The organism is Photorhabdus viridis, assembly GCF_040256935.1.
In the GTDB taxonomy this organism is placed as follows: Bacteria; Pseudomonadota; Gammaproteobacteria; order Enterobacterales; family Enterobacteriaceae; genus Photorhabdus; species Photorhabdus viridis.
The window spans coordinates 11359-29808 of record NZ_JBEJZY010000030.1 but is presented as its reverse complement, the minus strand read 5'-3'; the positions used below and the strand labels follow the sequence as shown (position 1 = coordinate 29808).

General features: G+C 40.9%; 20 protein-coding genes and 2 pseudogenes. All 22 read left to right on the top strand.

The features are described 5' to 3' along the window. Window positions 1-2 precede the first annotated feature (2 nt). The 22 genes and pseudogenes from ABR397_RS14105 to ABR397_RS13995 all read left to right on the top strand — a co-directional run bounded on the left by ABR397_RS14105 (window position 3) and on the right by ABR397_RS13995 (window position 18211). Entirely contained in the window at window positions 3-818 is an 816-nt protein-coding gene (locus tag ABR397_RS14105; RefSeq protein ID WP_350306284.1) for a hypothetical protein, read from the top strand. Window positions 819-896: 78 nt separating this feature from the next. Then, window positions 897-1715: a class I SAM-dependent methyltransferase gene (locus tag ABR397_RS14100; protein WP_350306283.1), complete on the top strand. Its 819-nt coding sequence runs from the start codon at window positions 897-899 to the stop codon at window positions 1713-1715. After that, window positions 1705-2766 (top strand): citrate/2-methylcitrate synthase, encoded by a 1062-nt coding sequence (locus tag ABR397_RS14095; protein WP_350306282.1) that lies wholly within the window; start codon window positions 1705-1707, stop codon window positions 2764-2766. Before ABR397_RS14100 ends, ABR397_RS14095 begins: the two co-directional genes overlap by 11 nt. 8 nt (window positions 2767-2774) lie before the next feature. Beyond that, on the top strand, window positions 2775-3521 hold the full coding sequence (locus tag ABR397_RS14090) for a hypothetical protein (RefSeq protein WP_350306281.1): 747 nt from the start codon (window positions 2775-2777) through the stop codon (window positions 3519-3521). A gap of 611 nt (window positions 3522-4132) precedes the next feature. Further along, window positions 4133-4642 carry a DUF6622 family protein gene (locus ABR397_RS14085; protein WP_350306280.1) on the top strand — a complete coding sequence of 170 codons (510 nt, stop codon included), beginning with the start codon at window positions 4133-4135 and terminating at the stop codon, window positions 4640-4642. 66 nt (window positions 4643-4708) lie between these two features. Further along, window positions 4709-4990, top strand: a pseudogene (locus tag ABR397_RS14080) (antiterminator Q family protein); the annotation flags it as partial. 315 nt (window positions 4991-5305) lie between these two features. Then, the gene (locus ABR397_RS14075) at window positions 5306-5851 is read left to right on the top strand and encodes a phage neck terminator protein (RefSeq protein ID WP_350306279.1); all 546 of its coding nucleotides are present in this window, start codon (window positions 5306-5308) and stop codon (window positions 5849-5851) included. Window positions 5852-5854: 3 nt separating this feature from the next. After that, window positions 5855-7324, top strand: coding sequence for a DUF3383 domain-containing protein (locus ABR397_RS14070; protein ID WP_350306278.1), 1470 nt, complete (start codon window positions 5855-5857; stop codon window positions 7322-7324). Window positions 7325-7333: 9 nt separating this feature from the next. Further along, a complete protein-coding gene (locus tag ABR397_RS14065; RefSeq protein WP_350306277.1) occupies window positions 7334-7774 on the top strand; it encodes a DUF3277 family protein in 441 nt (146 codons plus the stop codon). Between the two features lie 99 nt (window positions 7775-7873). Next, window positions 7874-8284 (top strand): phage tail assembly chaperone, encoded by a 411-nt coding sequence (locus tag ABR397_RS14060; protein ID WP_350306276.1) that lies wholly within the window; start codon window positions 7874-7876, stop codon window positions 8282-8284. Between the two features lie 77 nt (window positions 8285-8361). Beyond that, window positions 8362-8487, top strand: a complete 126-nt coding sequence (locus ABR397_RS14055; protein ID WP_021325270.1) for a DUF6889 family protein — start codon at window positions 8362-8364, stop codon at window positions 8485-8487. After that, entirely contained in the window at window positions 8477-10246 is a 1770-nt protein-coding gene (locus ABR397_RS14050) for a hypothetical protein (RefSeq protein WP_350306275.1), read from the top strand. Before ABR397_RS14055 ends, ABR397_RS14050 begins: the two co-directional genes overlap by 11 nt. A gap of 2 nt (window positions 10247-10248) precedes the next feature. Further along, window positions 10249-10854, top strand: coding sequence for a phage baseplate protein (locus tag ABR397_RS14045; RefSeq protein ID WP_350306274.1), 606 nt, complete (start codon window positions 10249-10251; stop codon window positions 10852-10854). Further along, window positions 10839-11144 carry a phage baseplate plug family protein gene (locus tag ABR397_RS14040; protein WP_350306273.1) on the top strand — a complete coding sequence of 102 codons (306 nt, stop codon included), beginning with the start codon at window positions 10839-10841 and terminating at the stop codon, window positions 11142-11144. Before ABR397_RS14045 ends, ABR397_RS14040 begins: the two co-directional genes overlap by 16 nt. A gap of 69 nt (window positions 11145-11213) precedes the next feature. Beyond that, window positions 11214-11342 carry a hypothetical protein gene (locus ABR397_RS14035; RefSeq protein ID WP_350306272.1) on the top strand — a complete coding sequence of 43 codons (129 nt, stop codon included), beginning with the start codon at window positions 11214-11216 and terminating at the stop codon, window positions 11340-11342. A gap of 525 nt (window positions 11343-11867) precedes the next feature. After that, window positions 11868-12821 carry a phage protein gene (locus tag ABR397_RS14030; protein WP_350306271.1) on the top strand — a complete coding sequence of 318 codons (954 nt, stop codon included), beginning with the start codon at window positions 11868-11870 and terminating at the stop codon, window positions 12819-12821. A gap of 50 nt (window positions 12822-12871) precedes the next feature. Further along, window positions 12872-13576: pseudogene (locus ABR397_RS14025) on the top strand (Gp138 family membrane-puncturing spike protein). Next, window positions 13573-13920: a hypothetical protein gene (locus tag ABR397_RS14020; RefSeq protein WP_350306270.1), complete on the top strand. Its 348-nt coding sequence runs from the start codon at window positions 13573-13575 to the stop codon at window positions 13918-13920. Before ABR397_RS14025 ends, ABR397_RS14020 begins: the two are co-directional and overlap by 4 nt. Continuing rightward, the gene (locus tag ABR397_RS14015; RefSeq protein ID WP_350306269.1) at window positions 13913-15106 is read left to right on the top strand and encodes a baseplate J/gp47 family protein; all 1194 of its coding nucleotides are present in this window, start codon (window positions 13913-13915) and stop codon (window positions 15104-15106) included. Before ABR397_RS14020 ends, ABR397_RS14015 begins: the two co-directional genes overlap by 8 nt. Then, window positions 15103-15675: a DUF2612 domain-containing protein gene (locus tag ABR397_RS14010; protein WP_350306268.1), complete on the top strand. Its 573-nt coding sequence runs from the start codon at window positions 15103-15105 to the stop codon at window positions 15673-15675. Before ABR397_RS14015 ends, ABR397_RS14010 begins: the two co-directional genes overlap by 4 nt. A 2-nt stretch (window positions 15676-15677) precedes the next feature. Beyond that, a complete protein-coding gene (locus tag ABR397_RS25055; RefSeq protein WP_407072881.1) occupies window positions 15678-17585 on the top strand; it encodes a tail fiber protein in 1908 nt (635 codons plus the stop codon). Then, on the top strand, window positions 17585-18211 hold the full coding sequence (locus ABR397_RS13995; RefSeq protein WP_350306267.1) for a tail fiber assembly protein: 627 nt from the start codon (window positions 17585-17587) through the stop codon (window positions 18209-18211). Before ABR397_RS25055 ends, ABR397_RS13995 begins: the two co-directional genes overlap by 1 nt. Window positions 18212-18450: the final 239 nt, after the last annotated feature.

Below are 18450 nucleotides of genomic sequence, written 5' to 3'. Positions count from 1 at the left end.
TTATGTTTGATGATCTAATAAATAAGATAAATGAAGCAATAAATTATCCAATAGAAAAATACTCGTTATCACCAAAATTTAATGAGCTTACTACCAAAATACGTGATGACCTTCTAGATGTAAAAAAATATGACCCTAGTCAATATAATAGATTTTGCGAAATTCAGTCACAGCTGCTGTCAGTTTTAGATAATAAAGCGCTAGCATATAGTAAAAATTGGGAAATCATGATTGCTGACTCTATGACTGGGACGTTGCCATTCTCAGGAGATGAAGCTTCAGCCGTAGATAAAATGAAAAATTATTATATTGAGCGTAACCGTTCATTATATTTTGATGAGAAAGATTTATTGAAGAATGTTCTTTCCCACCCTAAATATGTCTGTCATGTTGGATGCGGACCAATGCCCTCATCAGTTCTAATGTGGCTGAAATATACTGATGCACACATAACAGCAATTGACCATGACAAATATTCTGTTGAATCAGCCCGTGCGGTATTTGAAACCTGGAGACGGCCTAAACAAATCTCTGCTGACCGAGCAACATTTATTGCCACAAAAGGAGAAAATTTCAATTATGCGGGTATGGATCTGGTTATTATTTCTAGGGCTATTTTAAATAAAGAAGGCGTTTTTTCTGCCATTCTTAATTCAGATAAGGATACAGTGAGTATCATTGAAAGGATACCTAGGTATTTTTATAGCTTAGAATTCTACCGTCCGAAAGGTTTTGAACGTTATCAGTTAGCGACTAAAGAACGTTACGATACGAACCTTAATTTGTATAAGTTTTCCTCATGGCGTGGGGAGGGATAACACAAATTAGGCAGGAAAGCTTTCCTCTTTCATTAAGGGGAAAGCCTATTTTAATAATAGATAAAAGGATATTAAATTATGTTAAATGACATAATAGATAAAATAAATCAGGCAATAAGTTACCCTATAAAAAAACAATCTGGATTATTACCAGAGTTTGATCTTATAGTAAAACAAATACGTGATGATCTTTTGTTTGTTAAAAGAAATCATCCTGATCTATATTATAAATTTAGCCATAATCAGGAGCAATTACTTTCAAAGTTGGATAATAAAATTATTCTCGATGAGAAAAATCATGAAACAATTATTGCCAGTTTTATGTGTGGAAAAAAAACACTAACCGGGAATGAAATATTTACTTTAAGTGAAAATCAAAAATTCTATACTGAGCATTATCGCTCATTATATTTCGACGAAAGAGAATTATTAGAACAATCACCTAAGCATATATGTCATGTTGGCTGTGGTCCAATGCCTGCATCGATTTTGATGTGGATGAAATATACAAATGCCAAGGTCACTGCAATTGATTACGACAAAGATGCTATTGAGTCAGCTCGCGAAGTATTTGAAAACTGGCGGCTCCATAAAGGAGTGGCTGTTGAACGAGCAACATTTATCACTGAATCCGGAGAAAATTTTGGCTATGCTGGCATTGATCTGATTCTGCTCTCATCATCTATTGTAAATAAAGAAAACGTTTATGCTGCCATTCTCAATTCAGCTATTGATATTGTAAATGTAATTGAGCGAATCCCTCATTTTCTTTATCACTCTCAATTTAGAGGTTCAACAAGTTTTGAACACTATTTGTTGGCTACCAAAGAGCGCAACGACATGAATTTGAGACTTTATCGGTTTCCGGCACTCAATGGAGAACAACATGGTAAATAACTCAATTGATTACTATGACATTGAAAAAAACATTCTATATATTCGCCAGAAAAACATTTTAACCTTAGCGAAAAATTATCACTACTTACAAAATACTTGGTTTTCTCTAAGCGGTGATATTTTATCACTTGAAGAAATGGATAGTCTGGTAATGAAAGCCAGCACAGCCTTACAAAACAGTGCATGTATAGTAAGGATTCAAAAAATGCACCAATTGTTACCCTGCAACCAAGAATTATCTCCCTTACAGCGTTTCATCATATTACTAATGCAAGTAGAAATAGATAAGTCTTTTCTTACCGAACAATCAATTACAGAAGATCAATCTGATTTGATGGTAATACTGTTGTTACCGTGGCTAATCGAACTTGCAAGACGCAAAGAGTACACCCCCTCTTTTCCACAACTAACAAATTGCCGCGCATTTAGTCAATGGTTTCTGACGTCACTTAGTGATTATACTGATAATACTATTGATAGCAGTTTTATGATGTCGCTGTTATTAGGGGGATTCGGTATAGTTACACCAACCACCGCGACAGTAAGATTTATTGCCAGTACTAAAAACAGTGTTAATTATGCCTTAATAGGGGCTTTATGTGCAGCCGGTCCGTCACATTTAGGTGCTTGTCAACTCGTTATGAAAAAACTTAACGCTTCATCTCTTCATTTAAAACGAGGGAATATCAAGAGTGCCATGCATAATTATTGTGCCGCTAAACCCTATCCGGGCTTCGGCCATCCAGTTATGCTACGAGATACGCGTGTTGATGCATTTTTTTCTCAATATAATGATACATTCACTCCTTATAAAATACTCGCTAGTACCATTACCTCTTATTGTGGATTAAACGCTAATGTAGATTATTTATTAGGCTGTGTACTCAGTCAGAGGCGGGTTGATCCCTATATTGCCGTACTTGCTTTCTTTGTTTGTCGAGCACCTATCCTATTGAGTCATTATAGACAACGTTTCAATGCACATGCATTTGGTATGAGTTCGAAGGAATTGCGTGAAAAATACAAAGTACTTCCGAAACACTGGTTATAAGGTGCAACATGGAAACACAATTTCTTGCAATATGCTTACCTTTGATTATTGAACCAAGGGGAGACATGGCAACCGGTGTTGCACTACTTTCAAGTTGGCAGGGGTATCAAAATCACAGTGCCATTAGTCTGTTGATTGAAGCCTTAAACCAGTTTGCGGTTCGTTATGTATCCTCACAGTTTTCGGCTAAAATGCAGCAGCGTTTTCTCCCTGTTATGATTGAACATTTTTCCTGTAAGGTGGCATCATGTAGCAATGAGATGATCGTGGAAGGGGGACTTGAGCCAATCTATAACACCTTCCGTGTTAACTGCCGAGTTTATAGTGGAGAATCCAGAGAAAAAACTGTTGCGCAAGCCAGCATTATCGTCAGTGAGGTAGAATTATCAACGACGCCTTTCGCTGAGATTTCCATTGAAAACTCTGCTATTTCCTTATGGGAAGTCTGGCCTATCAGCAACCACTGTTATGGTTTCCATTTGAATTCAGGTCATTATTTATTTCAGGAGCATTTTCCGGGGCAACCTGTTTGCCCCGGCTCATTACTTATAGATCTTGTTTTCTCTCTGTGTAAAAGGAATGAAAGTAAGACTGATATCATTAAATTACACAAAGTAAAATTCCTGAAAGCGGTAAGACCTGAGCATAATTATATAGTATCACTCAAAACTGATAGTAAAGGAATGTTAGGTAATTTTTTTATCTGTGATGAAAATGGTGAACGTCATACTAATGGCAGTTTTTCCTTCTTGTAGGCATTGCCATGAATAATTTGTTAAAATTTTTTATCTCTCTGATTCCCTGGCATCTCTATTCTTATATGATGTTTACTACATGAATCATAGATGCAAAATTTACAATATGAGGTTTGCTTTTAGCCTTTCTAATCGTAATTAATCGTCATCTTATTTCATAGTATGAACCAATAACTTTATGAAATTTATTAAATTTTCTATTTGTTTTTATTAACTATTGTTTCGATTGGATTCCATTAATTTCTGACGATCCGGCAAGTTTCTGTTACACAATTTTATCTGTATATTACTATAGCCAATTTAATCATAAAAAAGCCATTTACGATTGCATAGTCGTGATATTCGTTTTCAGAAGATAAGCTCAATCATGTTGTTTTTTATAAAATTAATAGAAATATAACATTAATATGGATTTTTGCTCTTGTAATAAATGGGAGCATATATTATATTTTTACATCAGGGTCACATTCTCGCTTATTAGCTTTAAGCACTATTTTTTACCATGCTTGTGTCTAAATATTTACTCTAAATAATGAGAGGTTATTACAGAAAGAAAGCAAAATCACCTTCATGATAAACTTTTCATATAAAAAAGGTTAATGAGTGACAATATGCCACAATTCATCACTATTATAAAAGACACACCTATATGGGTCTGGATTCTGCTTGTATTTCTTGTCATAAGAGGCATTAAAGCTCTTTCAGACCGTGAAATGAGTATAGGGCGCATTTTCTTGCTGCCTACCGTATTTTTAGTTTGGGGAATACATAGTGTTCTCACGGAAACCTACTTCTCAAATTTATCACTGGTGATGATGGGAATCGGTCTGATTTTCGGTACTACTATTGGTTGGATACTATGGAGATCACAGCCACGATTAAGAAAAAAAACTAACAGCAACTTAATTATTCGCTCAGGTACGCCTTTGACATTGATAGTGATCATGATTACTTTTGTAAGTAAGTTTGTCATGACGGCTTTATTAAGTATTTACCCAATATTGCTACACTCATTACATTATAATTTACTTTTTGGGCTATTAAGTGGCTTTTTTGATGGTATTTTTTGGGGAGGAACACTGAATCTTTTTATTTCATGGTGTAAGAATAAGAGTTCATAACCAAGATCAATGTTACTTCTCGTGAGGTTGTTTTTTTGTCAGCGTGTGTAAGGAAACTGCTGTGATAACGACGGCTTGATAATTGATTCTTGTATAGCAAAGCTACAGACGGTAGATAAGTCTGAAGAAATTGAAGTTTTATTTATGTACTATTCTTTAGGGCTTTCCAAACGGTGCATAGCGCGTTTACTTGAAGTATCGGATATTGAAGTGCGTTCCCGGTTACAAAAGGGAGAAAGTTTTGTACAGGGATGTCTGGCTATGCTCGATATTAAGTTAGAAATGGATGATGAAATCCGAGAGCACAAAAAGCTTACGCGTACGCAAAAAGCTATGGTAGTGTACTAATCAGTTAAAGTTGCGAATAAGCGCTAAAGCTAATAAGCCCCGATATTCTTATCGGGGCTTATTTCATTCGGTTTTTGCAGCATCTGCTATTACGTACCGATAGAAGTGAAAATTTAAATAATAATTGTAGAGGTCGCATTTTGTTGCGGCCTTTTTCATATTTGCCGCCGCGAATCGCTCACGCCTATTTCCTTATTTTTGCGGTCGGTATCCCTGTTAAATCAATCATAACCCGCTACTGGGAACGAAGCTTGCATTGCGCTTGGTTTGCCCAGGTACATGGTGAGTTATTGCTGTTTGATGGAGGTGTTTTTGATGAGTAACGGTAGTGATAAAGCTGGTTGGTTGACGTCTGTCACTCCTGGGCCTGAGTACGATGAGGAACTGGAGCACACACTAAGTTGTTGGGTGAGTGGTGTCTCTGGATTGCCTAACGATAAAGTGCGTTCCCGATGGACATCCGTACAATCGCCACCGTTACCAGCGGATGATGATGGGTGTGATTTTGGCATTACGGGCTTTATTTCGGATGTTACGCCTGCTTTTGAGAACCAGACCGAAGAAAGTACTGAATTATGGCGCCATGAAGAAATCGAATGCCTGGTTTCATTTTATGGCCCGAATTGCCAACGATACGGCACCTGTTTTCGTGATGGGTTGGTGGTCAGTCAGAACAATGACGAATTGGGACGTTTTGGCCTCTCAGTAGATAAATCCGGCCAGTTGATTGCCTTACCTGAGCTTATCAATAACCAGTGGGTGTATCGTTATGACATGACGATCACCTTGCGGCGAAAAGTAGTGCGTGAATACGGTGTTAAATCACTGGTGGAAGCGCCTGTCAAATTCTTTGGAGATTAAATTATGCAGGGTTTACCTGTTTCAAACATTGTCAATGTCACGTTGAATATGGCTCCTCATGCGGCCCAGTCCCGGAACTTTGGTGCGTTACTGATAGTCGGCGCAAGCAACGTGATCAACACTCAAGAACGTTTACGTCTGTATTCTGATATTGATGGCGTCGGTACTGATTTTGGACTGACTTCACCAGAATATCAGGCCGCAGCGCTTTATTACTCCCAGTCGCCACGCCCGGTTGATTTATATATCGGTCGATGGGCTAAAGACAACGTCGTTTCCTCTTTGCAGAGTGCAATACTGAACAAGCAACAGCAAACAATCAATAAGTTTACTGCTGTGACGGATGGCTCTTTTAAATTAATGATTAATGGAAAAGAGGTGATATGCAGCGGCATTGATTTTAGTAAAGAGACGAATCTTAATGGCGTTGCCCAACGGGTAGAGGATAAGTTGAAAGATTGTTCGGTCACTTATGACATGGCATCTTCACGTTTCACCATCGTACCGCATTCTTCGGGCACGATGGATTATATCTTACCGGCAACGACCGGAACTTATATTGGCGAGCTGTTAAAACTGGACGAAATTTCTGGCGCTATGGTTACCGAACCGACTAAAGCAGAAACGATTGCTGAGGCGGTGGCAACATTAGGAGCGCTGTCCAGTGGTTGGTACGGGCTGGTTATTGCTGATGATTCACTGACGGATAAAGATATTTTGTCTGTTGCCGACTACATCGAATCCGCGTCGGTTTCTCGTATTTATGGGCATGCAGTACAGAAAATAGACGTATTGGATACTGATGTTGCTACCGATATCGGATCACAATTGAAAGGCGGAAACTATCAGCGCACGCTCTGGCAATATTCATCCGGAAAACCGTATACCGCCGCTTCTCTGATGGGGCGGATGTTTACCGTGAATTTCAATGGCAATAACACCACCATTACCTTGAAATTCAAACAGGAACCGGCTGTGACTGCGGAAAACCTGACAGCAACTCAAGCTAACGCCTTGAAGAAGAAAAACGGCAACGTTTTTGTTAAATACAATAACGATACGGCCATTATTCAGGAAGGCGTCATGGCAAACGGCGATTTTATTGACGAGCGCCACGGCCTGGATTGGTTACAGAACTACGTTCAGAACAATCTTTATAACTTGCTTTATACCAGTACCAGCAAGATCCCACAGACTGATGAAGGTGTCACGCGCCTGATTACCAATGTTGAACAGTCACTTGATCAAGCGGTAACTAATGGATTGATCGCTCATGGTGTATGGGGGGGAGATCCTTTTGGTGCGTTGAATACCGGGGCGACATTAACAAAAGGTTATTACGTTTACGCACCACCTATTGCGACACAAGCGCAGGCTGACAGGGAAGCCCGAAAAGCACCGGTTATCCAGTGTGCTATTAAATTAGCAGGGGCTGTTCACTACGCTGATGTCATTATTAATGTAAACAGATAAGGGTTGAAAATGGCTACATATTCTTTTCTTGATGTCTCCGCGTCTATTACCGGAGTTGGCGGTTCTTTTGATCTTGGCAACGGCGCAGCTCTCTCTGATGAGGGTATCACCGTCACAATGTCAGAAAGCAAAAACACTATGACCACAGGGGCAGACGGTGAAGTGATGCATTCATTGCATGTGTCCAAATCTGGCACTATCACCGTTAATTTACTTAAAACCAGCCCGGTAAACGCCAAACTGAACGCGATGCTGAGTACACAATCGCTTTCATCAGCGGCATGGGGCAATAACGTGATTGTGATTCGCAATAAGCAGAGTAACGACACAGCTGTTGCCCGTTCTGTCGCATTTCAGAAGCAGCCGGATTTGCAGAATGCCAAAGCCGGCAATACCGTTGCCTGGGTGTTTGATTGCGGAAAAATCGACATCATGTTAGGCACATTCTAACGAATTGACTTCATAGACGCTGAAACAACGCTCAAGCCAGCATTGGACTTATATTTCGGTGGCTTGAGCGATTTTGAGGATAAGTTTTAAGGGGTGATTATGGAATTTGAAATTGATGGTAAAAAGTATCGCGGCGGCAAACTAAACGCTTTTCAGCAACAGGATCTGGCAGTGGCTTTAGCGCCAGCCATTCCGGCGCTTGGACCGCTCATGAAAAAGCTTGTTACAACCAAAAATAATGAAAATGAGACCGGTTTTGAAGAATTGCTCCCTTATCTGGTTGAATCAATCAATGCGCTGGGAAAATCAAACCGACATGAAATTAATGACATTTGCTTATCAATTGTTTCCCGTGAACAGAATGGTATCTGGAGTAAAATTTATGAATCTAATGGTCAGATATTGATGTTCGATGACATCAATGGCTTAGAGCTGTTGAAAATTGTGGGTTTTATTATTAGAGACTCATTGGGAAATTTTTTTCCCGCCCCATTAGAGAGCGTAGTGTAATCCCAGGACGAGCCAGCTTAAATTTTGAAACCCTGCCAGAAGGGCGTGATTACCTGTTACGCCCGGTCATTGCGGGTATGTGCCGCTATGAATCTTTAAAAGACGGCGTTCTCGACCTGGCTGATATTGCACTGATGAATGATGCCCTTGACGTTAAATCGGAAAATGAGGCCATGATAGAGAGGTGGCGAAGTGAGCAATGACACTGAAACAATTGAAGATTTCCTGGTATCACTTAGGTTTGATGTTGACGAAGTGGGACAGCGTAAATTCATGGCTGTTATCACCGAAATCACGTCTAACGTTCTCAAAATGCGGGCGGAAATTGAAAACGCAACATTAGCTGTGGTTAATTTTATCACTCAAATCGCTAACGGCCTGGATAAGCTCGGTGGGCAATTGCAGAAAATAGGCGTCACGACTGAAAAAATTAAATCTATTGATAGTGGTATCCACCAGGCTGCGGGAAATGTTGAGGGGCTTTTGCCCAACATGGACATTCAGGCCAGTGATGCAAATAGCAACCATTGTAATACGGCTTCTTTAGTCTCATTGATAAGTGAACAGTTATTAAAAACACCAATGGATTGTGCTGGTCAATCCACGGGCACACTTGATAGTGATGACATATTTAATGCCGTTGAAGAATTAGTCAAATGGTTAGACAAAGGGGAAATCTCAGCGAAAGGTTTATTGGCGACACTGAATGAATTGTGGAAATTCACAGGAAGAAAAATCACTCTGGGTATAATCTTTGATTTGAATAATCGGTTAAATGCATTACAGGAAGAAGCAAAAAGAAATCACGAAAACGTGGGTGAAACCCTAATGCGGCGGCAAAGGGAATATGAAGCAAATAAAAAACCACTTATAACATCTGAGCAACTTAATAGCTGGATGTCAACACATGGGCTCTATATTGCTTCTGACTGGACACTGTTTTTCAGCAAAGATAAGTATGAAAAATACCAGCAACAACTTGATGTCAGGAAAACCATAATCGACAAAGGACATAGCCCAATAGTTACTGATGGTATTCCTGATAAAGTATCAGACCAATTAAGTAAAACGAAAAAGAAACGAAAGAATAAGCTACTAAATAAAGATCATCTTAAGACTGATATTGTTAAACAGCATGATACTCATCTTGGTTTAATGGCTACAGCTAACCAGCCGATGAACGCTTTTAACAGTGAGCTTACAGGAGCAAGGCTAAAGAAAATAATGTCTTCCAGAGGGGTACGGAATAATAATCCATTAAATATGAACTTTGCACATCAGACAGGGGCAGTACTTGAAGATGGCCCAAAACCCAGATTTGCTAAGTATCCAGATGCATACAGTGGATTAAAAGGTACAGCCCATCAGTTGAGACGTTATTTTCGTGGTCAAACTACCGGAAAAAAGCTACAGACCATTGCCAGTATTATCCCAACATGGGCACCATCAAAAGATGGTAATAAGACGGAAGATTATATTGCCAGCGTGTCTAAAATGATGGGAGTTTCTAAGAATGCATTCATTGATCTCACCGATACTAATGTGATGCAAAGGTTGATTGATAGCATGATGATAGTGGAAAGTGGTGGTAATCCTTATTCACCCGAACTTATCAGAGCGGCAATTACCGGAACGCCGCCACCAGCGAATAAACCCTCAAAATTGGCTGGACACCTGAATAATGTTGCTCATTTTTTGAAAAATATTTCGATTGATCCCCGAATGATCAGTGGTGCGGTGACAAATATCAATAGCATGATGAATCATCAGATACTGACTCCTCATTTACTGCTACATACGCCAATACCTGCTGGCAATAATGTGATGGGGATAGGAGAAGTAAATTATCATATTGAGGTTAACGGCGTTGAATCCCCCAAAGAGGCGGCAAGACTGACTGGGGAAACAGTAGAACGTACTCACAGTATGCTACTTCGAAATATGCAAACACAGGTGAGATAACAATGGATATATTATCAGTCATGTTTTCTCAGCAAACGAGAAAAATAGGTGTTATTGTGCCGAGTGTTGTTATTTCAGAAACCCATACGGACACATCTAATATAACAGATCATCCGGTCCAGCAAGGAGCGACAATCAGTGATCATGCTTATGACACGCCATCAGAAGTGACAATGAGCTTAGGTTTTGCTGGTGGCGGTTCGTTGCTTGATGTTGCGGATACTACAAAAGTATTTGATATTTCCACCGGATTGAGCCTGGGTACCAACCCGCGTGAGGTATATCAACAACTACTTGCTCTGAAATCATCATATAAACCTTTTGATGTTGCGACAGGGAAACGTTTATACAACAACATGTTGATTCAAAATATGAGTGTTACGACGGATCAAACCAGTGAAAACGTTCTGTCGGTCACTTTAACTTTACGTGAAGTTATGATTGTTGAAACATCGCCGAATAAGACCGCACCGGCAGAAAATATGAAACATTCTGAAGATACTGCGCCTGTGGTTAATGTTGGAACCAAAGTCACGGTGAAGCCGTCATTACCACAGAGAATTCTTGACTTTGTTATAGAACGAGGTAAAAAATGGTTGGGATTGTAGAAATTCCTTTATTACCTAAAAATCAGCAATTTGATGTTCAGCTAAATGGAATTAACTATAAAATGCGTTTGATGTGGCGTGATATTGCGGGTTGGATCCTAGATATTATGACACCGGACAGTGAGCCCATAGTTAATGGTTTGCCGCTGGTTTTTGGGGCTAATCTGCTTGAACAATATTGTCATCTTGGTTTTAATGGTTCATTAGTCTTTTATGGCGATATAAATCAGCAGAAACCTTACAGGAATAATCTTGGCAAGGAGGATAGATTATACTTTGTAGTAAGTTAATTTGGTGAAAATTAAGGGTAATACATTTGTTCAAATTAGTTATGGAAAAATTTAAGCCAAGTAACGGGTATGGCTATATCTTTTGACGGCAATAAAATATATCCTGAATATCTTACTTTGGCGGCAGTAAAGGTTTTAGATAATAAATCAGGAGCAATCTCCGATACTATTTTATCAGGAAGAGAATTGATATTGTAGATTCTGGTAAATACGCAGGGTATATAGTGATATAGGAGCATGAATATAGTGGATTTTACGAGAAATATTATCTTTTATCCCCAGATGGAAAAAATCGATATCTTTAAGTGAAGATCGGGGTGAGGTGAAAGAATTCCTGAAAAAGAACAAGTAATAATTGTCTATTGATTCTCACGGTGTTGATGTCTTGAAGAAGGCGGCTCCAGATGCTTTTGAATACAAGGTTGCATGTTGTGAGCAACAGAGCAAGTTGCGCGGTAGCAAAAAAGCAGTAGTGTAAGTTTTTATAATTTTCTCATGTACCCTTCGGGGACTTGTGAGACTTCTTGGGAACAGGAATCCAGGTACGGTAAAAAGGCGATGACAAGCCCACCGTTCCTGTGAATGGGCACCAGCGATGGTGCCCTTTGTCATTTATAGAATCTTATTCCGATGCAGTTTTATAGCTACAACCTTTAACTTCCTATGATTTATTACACGTGCCGCTTAATTGCGGTTTTTTTGTTTCTGTTAATTAGGTGAATTATGTCAAAACAATGGATAAGAGAATGCCACCTTATCGTTGTAGACGAAAAGGGTGAAAAAGTAGATTTATCAAACCTGAAAATCATATTTAATATCAACAGAGCTGAACACTCCTATCCGGCTACGGGTGTTTTCACGATATATAACCTTAATGACGAAACCAGTAATAAATTACGCCGAAATGAGTTTAAAACAATTAAATTTGTAGCGGGCTATAAGGAGAACTCAGGACAAATATTTTCAGGCCAAATCCAATACACACATGTGAAAAGAGAAAGTGCAACCGATACCTGTGTTGTTATTCAAGCTGCGGATGGGGATGAGCCACACAATTACGCGACAGTAAATACCACTATTGCTGCTGGATATTCACAAGCAGACTTAGACCATTTACTGATGCGTGATATTGCCAAATATGGCATTACCGCAGGTCTGCGACCGGAATTCCGCAAATCAGCATCCCCTAGGGGAAAAGTGCTTTTTGGTATGCACCGTAATGAAGTTTCTAATCTGGCAAAGCAATGTGACGCTAACTGGCGTTACGAAGATAACCAGTTGCATATTGTGCCCAGGAATAAATATCTGACAGAGGCGGTTGTACTTACCTTAAAAACCGGTCTGATTGGTATGCCTGGACAGACCATTGGCGCTGGTATTAATGTTAAATGTTTAATCAATCCCAATATTGGCCCCGGCACATTAATCAGACTGGATAACCGCTCAATCAAGCCGGTTGAACCTTCCGGCGATGAAACATCTAAATCTGACAATCATAAAGATGCAAAAGAGCAGCCGTCAGCATTGGATTCTGACGGTGATTACATCGTCTTCAGCGTAAATTATTCCGGCGACATTCGCGGAACCGACTGGTACATGGAGATGATGTGTGTTGCTAAAAGCGATCACACATTGCTGAAGAAATTAAAGAGCGATAAAGATAAGGCAAACACCTGATGATAAATACTGATGAACGACTAAATAGACCCGAAGCGGTCTTTTTTTCTATGCAAGAGGTCATTAGCGCCGGATTGTATGTCTCTTTACCTTGCATTATTCAATCATTTAACGCTGATGCGGTCACAGTAACAGCACAACCCGCCATCAGATGGAAAATCAGGAAAAAAGACGGCGAACTGGAATCCGTATCCTTGCCGTTACTAGTTGATGTGCCCGTTATATTTCCAAGGGGCGGGGGAGTGACATTAACCTTCCCGGTAAAAGCGGGTGATGAATGCCTGGTGGTATTTGCTGATCGCTGTATTGATTACTGGTGGCAATCCGGCGGCGTACAAGAGCCGGTAGATCCCCGACAACACAACCTGTCCGATGGGTTTGCGATTATTGGCCCACAATCCCAGCAACAAAAAATAGCCGGTATCAGCATCAGCACCGCACAGCTAAGAAGTGATGATGGCGCGGCTTATATCGAACTCGATCCCGGTAGCCATAATGTCACTGTGAGCACACCGGCAAAACTCATTGCCACTGCACATGGCGGTACTGAAATCACTTCACCTGAAATCACCCTGAACGGCAACGTCACCATTAACGGCAACTTATCGTAAGGAATGGGAGCGGGTGGCGGTACAGCAACCCTGCAAGGCCCAGTTACAGTGAACAACGATCTGACCGCGGGCGGCATAAGCCTGATGAACCATACGCACGGTGGAGTACAAACTGGTAACGGTAGCACGAGGAAACCGCAATGAGATACAGAAGAGAAATTGACAACGACTATGTATTTGGTCGTGGAGAAGCGAGTTTTCTGATCAACTCACCGGAAGCGGTCGCGCAGGCGGTGAAAACTCGCTTGATGCTGCGCAGCGGCGAATGGTTTCTTGATGATCGGGAGGGAACCGATTACGACAAAGTACTGGGTAAAGGCACATCGGGTTTCTATGATCTGATTATCAGACAGCGAATACTGCAAACGCAGGGCGTATCAGAAATTATCCACTACCGTAGTGAAAGAAACCCCAACACAAGAAAAATCACCATTACCGCCACGATTGACACGATTTATGGACAGACAGGAGTAACTGCTGATGTATGAAAGTATTATCACCTCAATGCTACCTGCTATTGATAAAAACGGGATCAACGCGCCTGATTATCAAACCATCTTAAATGGTTGGAAGGCGATATTCAGGGATATCTACGGGAACGATATTTACGTTGAATCTGACAGTAAAGACGGGGTTTTTCTGTCGCTGATAGCGTACGTTGTTCACGGCTGTAACAATGCCACCATTGCTTCCTACAACTCATTTAGCCCGACAACCGCGGTGGGTGAAGGACTTTCGCGCAGTGTCAAAATCAACGGCATTACTAGAAAAAGCCCCAGTAACTCGACTGTGGATGTATTGATAACTGGTCGGGCAGGAACGGTTATCCGCAACGCTTCCGTACGGGATGACGCTGGAAACAGCTGGTTACTCCCTGATGAAGTGATTATCGACACACACGGACAGGCTATTGTGACGGCCATATGTCAACAGACTGGCGCGATTGGCGCATTGCCTCACACAGTTAATCAAATTGCTACGCCAACCTTGGGCTGGCAAACAGTGACAAACCTTGTTGCCGCTACCCTTGGCCGGGGAATTGAATCTGATGCAGAACTGCGAATACGCCAGGCGGTTTCAGTCGCGTTGCCATCACAAACCATTATGGATGGATTAATCGGTGCGATTGCTAACCTGCATGGCGTCTCACGTTATCGGGGATACGACAACGACGCGGATCAAACCGATGAAAATGGCATACCCGCGCACAGTATAGCCATTGTGATTGATGGTGGAGACTCGAAAGAAATTGCTCAAACCATCTTAAAAAAGAAAACGCCGGGCATACCGACATTTGGTACCACTGCTGAAATTGTCACAGACATTGCCGGCAATGAAAAAACGATAAACTTCTATCGTCCTACGCTGGTGCCAATCTACATTGAAATTCAGATTAGACCTTTTGTCGGATATACCTCGGATATTGGGAATAGCATTCGTACAGAAATATCTGACTATATCAACTCACTTTACATTGGTGATGGCATATATGTTACCCGCCTATTTGTTCCGGCAAACTTATGCAATAAAAACGGCAGTCAGACATATGAAGTCCTATCTGTGATGGCAGGTAAAACAGCATCAACAACACATTCGGCGAACATCAACATTGCTTTTAACGAAGCACCGACTTGTTCACCTGAAAATATAAAAATAGTGACGGTGCTAGAATGAATAAATATATGAAACTGATTCCGGCGTATCACATGGAGGGTAAAAAATACGTCAGAATGCTTGAAGCGATTACCGATATATTAAACCAGAGCGCACTGAAAAATGATTTACTGATTAGCGCTTTTGACCTTGATAAAGCGGTGGGTAAACAGCTTGATATTATCGGTGAATGGGTAGGGAGAAACCGAACAATCCAGGCTCCGATTGAATACTATTACTTCTCCTTTGATATTCCTGAATTGGGATTTGATTACGGTACATGGAAAGATCGGTTTGATAGTGACAAAAGTTATATCGACTTGGATGACAACAATTACCGAATCGTGATTAAAGCCAAAATAGGGGAAAACAACTGGGATGGAACGGGAGAATCACTTAACAACATCCTGAGTTTTATTCATTCAAACCACAACATATCCATATCCTTTGAAGATAATTTGGATATGTCATTCACTGTAACTGTAAAAGGCAAATCAATTAGTACTATCACAAAAGAAATTATCCGTCAGGGTTATCTCTCCATTAAACCAATGGGAATAACGGTTAATTACCATGTCGTTGAGGGTTAGAAATGGCTAAAAATGACTTTAAAGCGTTTGCCACTGGTGAAAACGCGAATACATTATCGCAAGAAGAATATGAAAGTTTAGGTTTTATTGAAGAAGGATTTAAATCAGGAATAGCAAGGAGTGAACAGCTCAATAAAGTTTGGCGTCAATCCTCAATTATCGCTGCGGTGATTGGGAAATATATTGCAGAAAAAACGGGTGAAGATGTTATTGATGATGGAGATCTTGAAAAACTCGTCGCGCAATTAGACCTGGCATTAAAACAAAAAATTACTGCGGAAATTCCGGATGCATCGCTTGCCCGGAAAGGGATTTCGCAACTTAACAACGCGACAAATTCTGACAGAGAAGATCAGGCGGCGACACCGAAAGCGGTGAACGATGTTAGAAAAATGGCCGAAGGTAAATTAAGTAGCGTTGCTGATGCTACGTTAAGCCAGAAGGGGATTGTACAGTTAAGCAGTGCTACTGATAGCGCTAATGAAACCTTAGCTGCGACTCCTCGAGCAGTTAAGGGCGCGTATGATTTTGCAAATACGGCAAATGTAGCGGCTAAAAATGCTCATGATGAAGCGAATAGGGCTACAGATAATGCCAATAGCCGGTTGGCAAAAAATCAAAATGGTGCAGATATCCCTAATAAAGGTGAGTTTATAAAAAACCTTGGTTTAGCGGAAACGGTGAATAAGGCGAATAATGCGGTGCCAAGTGGCAGGAGAATTAACGGAAAATCTCTGGTCGGGGATATCAGTTTGAGTGCAGGGGATGTGGGGGCTTTACCGATTTCGAGTACATTAAGCGCTCAAACAGGTACATTAAGAATCAATAACGCCTCGAATTATCCGAATATCGAATTCAGAGCATCAAACAAGCATTTTATCGGTATTGAAGGAACCGGCGGCGATTATTTGACAATATACGCTAATAATGAAAACGGCAATCGCAGATATAACTTATTAACACCAGAGAAATCCGGCACGCTAGCAACACTTGATGATATTACTGTTAATGCGGTACCGAACAGCCGAAAAGTGAATGGCAAAGCGTTGACCGGGGATATTAGTTTAAGTGCCGGGGATGTAGGGGCGTTTAAACTCGGATTAACTGCTTATTATCCTGATATTCATGCCGTTCCGTGGAATACAGATACGGGGTTGTATAACGTGGCATATCCTGGAGCTTCTGCACTTGTTGCTCATTTCAATAATGGCGTTGGAAGTTGTCCGGCTTTTCAGTTAAAAGTGGATTACAGAAACAGAGGAATATCTTATCGCTCTGCTCGTGATAGTTACGGGTTCGAGGAAGATTGGGCCAGTATCTATACAACAAAAAATAAGCCCTCTGCTGAAGATGTGGGGGCGCTTCCTGGGATGACGGCTTTTACCGGTACCTCCCCTGGAAATGAGTACCAGGGTGTATTTTCGGCTCAAAAAGATAGTTATGCAAAAGGGATTAACTTCGGATACGTTAACTATGATACGGGTCAAATATATGTTAATGCCAGCGGAGATCTGTACGCCTATTTTTTGCATGTTAACAAAAATCGATATGGGGGCTTAGTCAATACTCACCCAGTTGGCTCCCCCATCCCGTGGCCGCAACCTAATCCTCCATCAGGTTATCTTGCGTGCAACGGCCAGGCATTTAATAAATCCCTATATCCGCAATTAGCAGCAGCATACCCATCAGGAACACTGCCTGATTTGCGCGGTGAGTTTATTCGTGGTTGGGATGATGGCCGGGGTGTGGATAGTGGTCGCGGGATTTTGTCGTGGCAACCTGCTACCGGTAATACTGACGCCGGCGTTAGTATTGGAACAAGTAACCCAAGTGGGCTTAATGCACAATACGGAATTAGCGAAACTCATCCACGCAATATCGCATTTAACTACATAGTGAGAGCAGCATAATGACAGAACAAAAATACTCTTTAGAACATGAAACAGCCGTATTGGGTAAAGATGGTTTGGCAATTCAGGCAGGGTGGATAAAGGTTTATCACTCAAATCAAATCACACGAGAATTCACGAGCTCTAATATTGAATATGTGATGCTCGGTGTCAGCTTATCAGCCGGTGCTTATCCCGATGCGCCAGAGTTTCCGAAATCTGATGACAAAGCAGTATGTCGTAGTAAAGACGGAAAGTGTTGGGAAATACTTCCTGACTATCGCGGAAAAATCGCTTACGACACGCTGACTCGTGCACCGACTGAGATAACGGAAATTGGGGAGTTACCCGATACGTTAACCTTCAAGAAACCCCCAACTGATTTTGATAAGTGGGACGGTAAAGAGTGGGTAGTTGATAAAGACTTACTCAAAGCTCATCAGATTAACGATGCAAAACAACAGCAAGCCACACTGTTACGACAAGCGAATGAAACACTTTCATTACTCCAAGACTCTGTTGACTTAGAAGTCGCGACAGCAGCCGAAGAAGCAGCGTTGCTTGAATGGAAGAAATACCGGGTATTACTGAGCCGTGTTGATACTTCACTGGCGCCTGATATCGAATGGCCGAAGATGCCAGAATGATAACAATAAGGGCTGCTTATGCAGCCCAATGACAATAATAAAATATCTTATTTTATTTGCCTCCCTCGAGATTATTCCCACCTATTGTGCTTTATGCTGCCATTTCGTTATTCACTGAGGAAGATCATTTTAACTTTATAGGCTCAGTATTCTGCCGATTAGTTGTAGATTACACCATCTGAGTTTGTATTCTCAATCAAACTGGATTTTAAGATGTTTACCCCATTCTACAGTAGGAG